The 8,047-nt window shown below is 73.5% G+C and carries 10 protein-coding genes; 4 read left to right on the plus strand and 6 right to left on the minus strand.

Annotated features, from left to right (window positions below; translation table 11 throughout):
* The 5 genes from PLP61_RS12280 to moeZ all read right to left on the minus strand — a co-directional run.
* The coding region (locus PLP61_RS12280) for a DUF58 domain-containing protein (protein WP_324503008.1) at nucleotides 1–765 on the minus strand (765 nt) is incomplete at its 3' end.
* Entirely contained in the window at nucleotides 762–1,751 is a 990-nt protein-coding gene (locus tag PLP61_RS12285; protein ID WP_324503009.1) for an AAA family ATPase, read from the minus strand. The genes PLP61_RS12285 and PLP61_RS12280, both read right to left, overlap by 4 nt.
* Entirely contained in the window at nucleotides 1,748–2,218 is a 471-nt protein-coding gene (locus tag PLP61_RS12290; RefSeq protein WP_324503010.1) for a hypothetical protein, read from the minus strand. Before PLP61_RS12290 ends, PLP61_RS12285 begins: the two co-directional genes overlap by 4 nt.
* A complete protein-coding gene (locus PLP61_RS12295) occupies nucleotides 2,215–2,604 on the minus strand; it encodes a DUF4129 domain-containing protein (RefSeq protein WP_324503012.1) in 390 nt (129 codons plus the stop codon). The genes PLP61_RS12290 and PLP61_RS12295 overlap by 4 nt, the downstream gene beginning before the upstream one ends.
* A gap of 413 nt (nucleotides 2,605–3,017) precedes the next feature.
* Complete coding sequence (gene moeZ / locus PLP61_RS12300) at nucleotides 3,018–4,244, minus strand: adenylyltransferase/sulfurtransferase MoeZ (RefSeq protein WP_324503013.1); 1,227 nt, start codon at nucleotides 4,242–4,244, stop codon at nucleotides 3,018–3,020.
* A 256-nt stretch (nucleotides 4,245–4,500) separates the two neighbouring features.
* Here moeZ and PLP61_RS12305 point away from each other — a divergent pair, with 256 nt between their 5' ends.
* From PLP61_RS12305 to PLP61_RS12315, 3 genes are all read left to right on the plus strand, one after another.
* Nucleotides 4,501–5,082: a TetR/AcrR family transcriptional regulator gene (locus tag PLP61_RS12305; RefSeq protein WP_324503017.1), complete on the plus strand. Its 582-nt coding sequence runs from the start codon at nucleotides 4,501–4,503 to the stop codon at nucleotides 5,080–5,082.
* A 63-nt stretch (nucleotides 5,083–5,145) separates the two neighbouring features.
* Nucleotides 5,146–5,367, plus strand: a complete 222-nt coding sequence (locus PLP61_RS12310; protein ID WP_324503014.1) for a DUF3107 domain-containing protein — start codon at nucleotides 5,146–5,148, stop codon at nucleotides 5,365–5,367.
* 118 nt (nucleotides 5,368–5,485) lie between these two features.
* A complete protein-coding gene (locus PLP61_RS12315) occupies nucleotides 5,486–5,770 on the plus strand; it encodes a GlsB/YeaQ/YmgE family stress response membrane protein (protein ID WP_324503015.1) in 285 nt (94 codons plus the stop codon).
* Between the two features lie 54 nt (nucleotides 5,771–5,824).
* Here the strand turns inward: PLP61_RS12315 and PLP61_RS12320 are convergent, their stop codons facing one another.
* A complete protein-coding gene (locus PLP61_RS12320) occupies nucleotides 5,825–6,526 on the minus strand; it encodes a ferritin-like fold-containing protein (protein ID WP_324503016.1) in 702 nt (233 codons plus the stop codon).
* Between the two features lie 108 nt (nucleotides 6,527–6,634).
* On the opposite strand from PLP61_RS12320, the gene PLP61_RS12325 reads away from it, so the two are divergent.
* On the plus strand, nucleotides 6,635–8,047 hold a 1,413-nt coding region (locus PLP61_RS12325; RefSeq protein WP_502889046.1), incomplete at its 3' end, for a DEAD/DEAH box helicase.

Raw genomic sequence — 8,047 nt, forward strand, 5'->3', positions numbered from 1 at the left:
GCTCGCCCGCCCGTCGACGCCCTCCGAGCGACCCAGCTCGGCCAGGGCGTCGACGACCAGGAGCACTCCGGCGTCCTGCTCGGCGTGCGTCTCGACGGTGTGCAGCTCCCCGGTGCGCAGCGACACCGGCCAGTCGATGCGCCGCAGCCGGTCGCCGACGGCGAAGGGGCGGATGCCGACCAGCTCGGTGCCCGCACCGACCCGGCGGGACCGGTGCGCCCCGACCAGCCCCACGGGCTGCGGCACGGCGGCTCGGGAGTCGAACGGGGCCCGAGTGGGCAGCGCCGTGAGCGGCTGGCTGCTGGTCGGGACCGGCCCGAAGCGGTACCCGCCCCACCGTGAGGTCAGCGCCACCAGCCCCGCGCCCACCTCCAGCCGGCCCCAGCGCCGTGGACTCACCGCGATCGCGGCGACCGGGGCCGCCGGGTCGGCTGGGAGCAGGGCACTCAGCGCGCCCCGGAGCGGGCGCAGGGCGACGTACGGCGCGTGCGCGACCACCCGGCTCACCTGCTCGGCCCCGTCGGCGCCGGCGAGGGCGAGGGCGCTGGTGGTGCCCTGGCCCTCGTGCAGCACCGGGTGCCCCAGCCGGACCTCGAGGCTCGGCTCGGTCTGCGGCCGGTGCCACCGGGCGAGGGCACCGTGCAGCGCCAGCGGGGCGACCAGCACCACGAGCACCGGGTCCCCGAAGACCACCGCCAGGGCAAGACCCACCGCGGAGACCGCGAGCGCCCGACCGAGGTCCGCGGTCATCCGCCAGCGGTTCACGGTCGGGTCCTGGGCTCGAGGGTGCCCGGGGTGGACACCTGGCCGAGGACCTCCTCCACCACCCGGGCACCGGACGCCTCGGTCATCCACAGCTCGGGCCGGATCGTGACGCGGTGCGCGAGCACGGCCCGGGCCACCGCCTTGACGTCCTCGGGGATCACGTAGTCGCGGCCGCGGAGCACCGCGAAGGCCCGGGCGGTGAGCGCCAGCCCGAGCGACCCGCGGGGCGAGGAGCCGGTGAGCACGTCCGGGTGCCGCCTGGTGGCGGTAGCCAGGGCCACGCAGTACTCGCTCACGCTGTGGTCGACGGTGACCGTCTCCACCGCGGCCTGCATGGCGAGCACCCCCGCAGCGTCGGTGACCGCGTCGATGTGCACCTCCTCGCGGCGCCGGGCGAGCCGCTCGGAGACCACCCGCTGCTCCTCGGGGACCGACGGGTAGCCGAAGGCCACCCGGAGCAGGAAGCGGTCGAGCTGGGCCTCGGGCAACGGGTAGGTGCCTTCGTACTCGATCGGGTTGGCCGTCGCGAGCACGTGGAAAGGGGCCGGCAGGGGGAAGGTCTCGCCCTCGACGGTGACCTGACGCTCCTGCATGGCCTCCAGGAGGGCGGCCTGGGTCTTGGGCGGGGTGCGGTTGATCTCGTCGGCCAGCAGCAGGCCGGTGAACACCGGACCGCGCCGGAACCGGAACTCCTCCTCCCGCCGGTGGTAGAGGAAGGAGCCGGTCAGGTCCGCCGGCAGCAGGTCGGGGGTGAACTGGACCCGGGTGAAGTCCAGACCGAGGGCGGCGGCCAGGGACCGGGCCGCCAGGGTCTTGCCCAGCCCCGGGTAGTCCTCCAGCAGCACGTGGCCCTTGGCGAGCACCGCGGCGAGCACCAGCGTGAGCGCCTCGTGCTTGCCGACCACGGCCCGCTCGACCTCAGCGAGCACGCGCCCGCCGAGCGCACCGGCCTGGGCGGCGGACAGGGGGGCGGTCGTCTCGCTCACAGCTCCTCGATCCGGCTGAGCAGGGACTCCAGCTCGGCCCTGCGCAGGCGGCGTACCGGCCCGGTGAGCACGCCCACCAGCTCGGGGCCCAGCAGGCTGCGGGCGTCCGGGTCGGTCAGCGACAGCCCGTGGTGCTGTGCCAGCCGGCGCGCGGCCAGCGCCGCCAGCCGGTCCCGCAGGGCCGGCCCGGGGTCGCGGGCGGTCGCGTGGTCCTCCAGCACCCGCAGGTACGTCGTGAGCAGCGGGTCGACGCCCGTGCTGCCGGCCCGGACCACGTCGGGCACCCTCCAGCCGGGCTGCCCCTGCGCCACGGAGTCCAGCACCACCCAGGACACCAGCAGGGTCAGCGTCACGACCAGCCCGACCCTGGTCGGGTCGCGCTCGATGTGGAAGAGGTCCAGGACCACGAGCACCAGCACCACCAGGAGCAGCAGCCCGACCGCGCGGCGCCCCCAGGTGCGCCTCACGACGGCTCCTCGGGCGGGGTGGCCCGGGAGGCCGCGCGGGAGAGCAGCCCGTGGTGCACGGCGTCCAGGGCGGCCAGCGCCCGGCGCCGGTGGTCCTCGCCCATGGGGTGGCCGGAGAACCGCGCCTCGCGGTAGAGCCCGGCCAGGGTCGTCACCGCTGCCGGGTCGGCGTCGACGAGGTCGAGGACGCGCAGGGTGAACTCCGAGGACGTCTCGGCCGGTCGGCGGCGCACTCCCGCCAAGGCCGCCTGCTGCTCGAACCGGTGCCAGCAGGCGACGATCGCGTTGCGCGGCGCACCCTCCTCCAGCAGGTCCCGCTGGCCCGCCGCGTCGACCGCGAGGGCCCGGGAGAGGCGTGCCCGGTCGTCAAGCAGGTCGAAGGCCAAGTCGGCCGGCCGACCCGTCGCCGCCACGCCACCGCGGCGCCGCGGACCAGGCGCGCCAGCAGCCACACCAGCAGGGCGAGCGCCACCGCGACCAGGACCACCTCGACCAGCAGGGCGAGCCGCGTCAGCCACGGGTGGTCCCCCGGCACGCCACGGGGCTCCACCGCGGGCACCTGGCCCACCGGCTCGCTCGGGGTGGGCGTCCCGCCGGTACGGGCCGGCACGCCGCTGATCAGCACCCGGTCCGGGCCGCTCGCAGCCGCCCAGGCGACCAGCGCGACGACCAGGCCGGTGAGGACCACCAGCGCAGCAGAGGCGACAGCGGCCGCCCTGCCCGGAGCCTGTCCGGGCACGCCCGCCAGCCGCGCCGGGTGCCGCATGGTCGAGAACCTACCCCCGACCGGGCCGGAGGGTCAGTACGACGGCTGGCTGGGGTCGATCTGGTTGACCCAGGCGACCACGCCGCCGCCGACGTGCACGGCGTCGTCGTAGCCCGCGCCCTTCAGGATCGCCAGGCACTCCGCCGAGCGGACGCCCGACTTGCAGTGGAGGACCACCTGCGTGCCCGCGTCCACCGGAGGCAGCTTCTCGAGCGCGGTGCCGTTGAGGAACTCGCCCTTCGGGACCAGCACCGCGCCCGGGATCCGGTTGATCTCGAACTCGTTGGGCTCGCGCACGTCGACGAGCACGAAGTCCCGCTCGCCGTTCTCGCGCTCCTTCAGCATCAGGTCCAGCTGGCTCACCGAGATCGTGTGCCCCGCCGCGGCGTCCGCGGCCGCGTCGGAGATCGCACCGCAGAAGGTGTCGTAGTCGATCAGCCCGGTGACCGTGGGGTTCTCCCCGCACAGTGCGCAGGCCGGGTCCTTGCGCACCTTCAGCTTGCGGTACTCCATCTCCAGCGCGTCGTAGATCATCAGCCGGCCCACCAGCGGTTCACCGATACCGGTGAGCAGCTTGATCGCCTCGTTGACCTGGATCGACCCGATCGCGGCGCACAGCACGCCGAGCACGCCCCCCTCCGCGCAGCTGGGCACCATGCCGGGCGGTGGCGGCTCCGGGTAGAGGCAGCGGTAGCAGGGCGCCTCGGCGCCGCTGCCGTCGGCCAGGGTCGCGGTGGGCCAGAACGCCGAGGCCTGGCCGTCGAAGCGGTAGATCGACCCCCAGACGTAGGGGATGCCCAGGAAGAACGCCGCGTCGTTGACCATGTACCTGGTCGCGAAGTTGTCGGTCCCGTCGACGATCAGGTCGTAGCCCCCGAAGACGTCCAGGACGTTGTCGTTGTCCAGCCGCTCCGGGTGGACGACGACCGTGACGAGGGGGTTGATCTGGGCGATGGAGTCCCGCGCCGACTCGGCCTTCGGCCGGCCGATGTCGGACTGCCCGTGGATGATCTGCCGCTGCAGGTTGGACTCGTCGACCTCGTCGAACTCCGCCACCCCGATCGTGCCCACGCCTGCCGCGGCGAGGTACATCAGCGCCGGGCTGCCCAGACCGCCCGCCCCGATGACCAGCACCCGCGCGTTCTTGAGCCGCTTCTGCCCGGCCATGCCGACGTCGGGGATGATCAGGTGGCGGCTGTAGCGGCGCACCTCCTCCACGGTCAGCTCGGCGGCGGGCTCCACCAGCGGGGGAAAGCTCACGGACTCACTCCTCGAATCGACGGTCGCGGGGACAGGGCGTGAACGCCGGCCCGGTCCGCCATGTTCCCGGCCGTGCCGCCGCGCGGCGTACCCGTCCCGGCATCCGGACCCTCCGCCCGCCGGAGCGGAGGCTCCGGGAGGGTGGTACCCGGCGGTAGGCTGCACTCGGCCCAGGCTCGGGCCAGGCCACCGTCCGAAGGAGCAGCGGGTGAGCGCAGGACAGTACGACACCGAGGCGCGTCCGCGGGGAGCGCGCATGCCGCGGCGCGAGCGTCGCGTCCAGCTGCTCGAGTCGGCCCTCGAGGTGTTCGTGGCCCAGGGCTACCACGCGGCGGCGATGGACGACATCGCCGACCGGGCGGGGGTCTCCAAGCCGGTGCTCTACCAGCACTTCCCCGGCAAGCTGGAGCTCTACCTCGCGCTGCTGGACTCTTCCTGCGACGCGATCACCGACAACTGCCGCCGGGCGCTCGCGTCCACCCACGACAACAAGCAGCGGGTGGGCGCGACCATCGACGCGTTCTACCAGTACGTCGCCGACGACAACGGTGCCTTCCGGCTGGTCTTCGAGTCCGACCTGACCAACGAGCCGGCGGTGCGGGCCCGGGTCGACCGGGTCACCTCCGAGTGCGCGGACATGATCGCCCACGTCATCCACGACGACACCGGCCTGCCCGACGAGGCCTCCCGCCTGCTCGCGGTCTCGCTGGTCGGCATGGCCCACGTGAGCGCGCGCTACTGGCTCGGCGAGGCCGGCACGATCAACCGCGACGACGCGGCCGCGCTGGTGGCCGGCCTGGCCTGGCACGGCATCCGCGGCTACCCCCTCACCGACTGACCCGTCGCAGTTCTCCCCCCGACCCGTCGCTGTTTTCCCACCCCGAGAAGGAGGCCATCCCCCGTGGAGGTCAAGATCGGCGTCCAGCACGCCCCCCGCGAGCTCATCCTCGAGACCGATCAGGCCGCCGCCGACCTCGAGGGGCTGGTGGCCCAGGCGGTCTCCGCCGGCACGGTGCTCAGCCTGACCGACACCAAGAACCGCACCTTCCTCATCCCCGGCGACCGGATCGCCTACGTCGAGATCGGCAGCGGCGTCATCGGGCAGGTCGGCTTCCGGCACTGACCCCGCTCGGGCGGCGCCGCGCCCGGGGCGGTCCTTGCCCCGCGTGGTGATGCGGGAAAGACTCTGAGGAGAGGTTGTCGCCCCGCGGCGCCCGAGCACCGGAACGAAAGGACCTCCCATGTTCGTCACGATCCTGTGGGCCCTCATCGGCGGCACGATCATCGGCCTCCTCGGCAAGCTGGTCGCCCCCGGTGACAAGGACAACGTCCCGCTGTGGCTCACGATCATCTGCGGCATCGGCGGCATGCTCATCGGCAGCTACCTGTACGCCGCGCTGTTCAACTGCAGCAACATGAACAACTGCACCAGGGGCATCGACTGGTGGCGCCACCTGTGGCAGGTCGCCGTGGCCGCCATCCTCGTGGTGCTCGCCGCAGGTGTGACCGGGCGCCGGAAGGCCTGACCACCGACGCACCCCCGGACCGCGGCGCTCGGCCCGCGCGGCGGTCCGGGGGGCTCAGGCCTCGAGCCCCAGCCGGGCCATCCGCGCGGCGTGCTGCTCGGTGATCCGGGTGAACATCCGGCCGATGGCGGCGAGGTCCATGCCCGGCCGGTCGACGCCACCGGCGAGCATCGCGGTGAGCGCGTCCCGGTCGGCCGCCACCCGCTGCGCCTGGGTCAGCGCCTCCCCCATCAGCCGTCGGCCCCACAGCGCCAGCCTCCCGCCCAGCCGCGGGTCCGCCGCGATCGCCGCGCGGACGCGGTCCACCACGAACTCGGCGTGGCCGGCGTCCTCCAGCGAGGCCACGATGGTGTCGCGCGTCTGGTGATCGAGGTACGCCGCGATCTCGCGGTAGAAGTCCGCGGCGAGGCCGTCGCCGACGTACGCCTTGATGAGCCCCTCGTACCAGTCGGCCGGCGCGGTGTGGGTGTGGAAGTCGTCGATCGCGGCCCGGAACGGCGCCATGGAGCCGGTGAAGTCCCCGTCCAGCGCCTCGATCCGCTCCCGCAGCGGTCCGAGGTGGGCGAACTCCGCGGCCGCCATCGTCGCGATGGCCACCTTGTCCTCCAGGGTCGGCGCCAGCTTGGCGTCCTCGGCCAGCCGCTCGAAGGCCGACAGCTCGCCGTAGGAGATCACCCCGAGCAGGTCCACCACCGCACGGCGGTAGTCGGGGTCCTGCAGGGCGCCCGGCGCCTCGCCGGCTGCCGATTCCGTCATGGTCGCACCCTACCGATAGGATGAGCACCATCTGGTGCCGCTCAGCAGGAGCGGCGCGTGGCGAGTGCACCCGCCGCCCACCCGGGCCGCGGTGGTCCCCGCCACAGCATGTGCGCGGCAGGCCTGTCGACATCCTCGAGGGAGTCCGCCGCACCGTTCGGACCTCACGAAAGCGACAGAACCATCACCACCTTCCGCGAGCTCGGGGTGCTGCCCGAGATCTGTGACGCGCTCGAGCGCGCCGGCATCACCGTCCCCTTCCCCATCCAGGAGATGACCCTCTCGGTCGCCCTGATGGGCACCGACCTGATCGGCCAGGCCCGCACCGGCACCGGCAAGACGCTGGCGTTCGGCATCCCGGTGCTGCAGCGCAGCATCGCGCCGCACGACCCGGACTACGCCGAGATCCCCACCGGCAAGCCCCAGGCCCTCATCGTCGCCCCGACCCGGGAGCTGGCGCTGCAGGTGTCCGGCGACCTGGCCCTGGCCGGCGCCGACCGAGGGATGCGCGTGCTCACGGTGTACGGCGGCGTCGGGTACGAGCCGCAGCTGGAGGCGCTGGCCTCCGGCGTGGACGTCGTGGTCGGCACTCCCGGACGGCTGATCGACCTGGCCGACCGGCGGGCGCTGGACCTGTCCCACGTGCACGCGCTGGTCCTCGACGAAGCCGACGAGATGCTCGACCTCGGCTTCCTCCCGGACGTGGAGAAGCTGCTGTCGAAGACCCCGGAGACCCGCCAGACGATGCTGTTCTCGGCAACCATGCCGGCCGCCATCGTCTCGCTGGCGCGCACGCACATGCGGCACCCGATGAACATCCGCGCAGAGTCCTCCTACGACAGCCAGATGGTCCCGGCGACCGCGCAGTTCATCTACCAGGCCCACGACCTGGACAAGCCCGAGATCATCGGCCGCATCCTGCAGGCCGACGACGCGGGCAAGGTCATCGTCTTCACCCGCACCAAGCGCCAGGCCCAGCGGGTGGCCGACGACCTGGTCGAGCGCGGATTCCAGGCCTCACCGCTGCACGGCGACATGGCCCAGGTGGCCCGCGAGCGTGCGCTGACGCGGTTCCGGGAGGACCGTCTCAAGGTGCTGGTCGCCACCGACGTGGCCGCGCGTGGGATCGACGTCGCCGGCGTGTCGCACGTGATCAACTACAGCTGCCCGGAGGACGAGAAGACCTACGTCCACCGGATCGGTCGCACCGGGCGCGCCGGGGCGACGGGCACCGCGGTCACCTTCGTCGACTGGGCCGACCTCACCCGGTGGAAGGTCATCAACAAGGCGCTGGACCTCCCCTTCGACGAGCCGCAGGAGACCTACTCCACCTCCGAGCACCTCTACCACGACCTGGGCATCTCCCCGGGGACGATGGGCCGGATCACCGCCCCACGCCCGGCCACCCCCAGCGCCGCGGAACGGCCCCCTCGGGAGCGGGCGGCCCGCAGCAGGACGCGCACCCGGCGCCGGGCCGGCCAGCCCCTGGAGGGCGGCCCGGAGGCCACCGGGACCCCGTCG

The sequence above is a fragment of the Nocardioides sp. genome (assembly GCF_035429765.1).
Classification (GTDB): domain Bacteria; phylum Actinomycetota; class Actinomycetes; order Propionibacteriales; family Nocardioidaceae; genus Nocardioides.

Bases quoted from the DNA above. Each gene is read 5' to 3' on its own strand.
- PLP61_RS12320 (WP_324503016.1), bottom strand. From the start codon at position 6,526: ATGACGGAATCGGCAGCCGGCGAGGCGCCGGGCGCCCTGCAGGACCCC.
- PLP61_RS12315 (WP_324503015.1), top strand. From the start codon at position 5,486: ATGTTCGTCACGATCCTGTGGGCCCTCATCGGCGGCACGATCATCGGC.
- PLP61_RS12305 (WP_324503017.1), top strand. From the start codon at position 4,501: ATGCCGCGGCGCGAGCGTCGCGTCCAGCTGCTCGAGTCGGCCCTCGAG.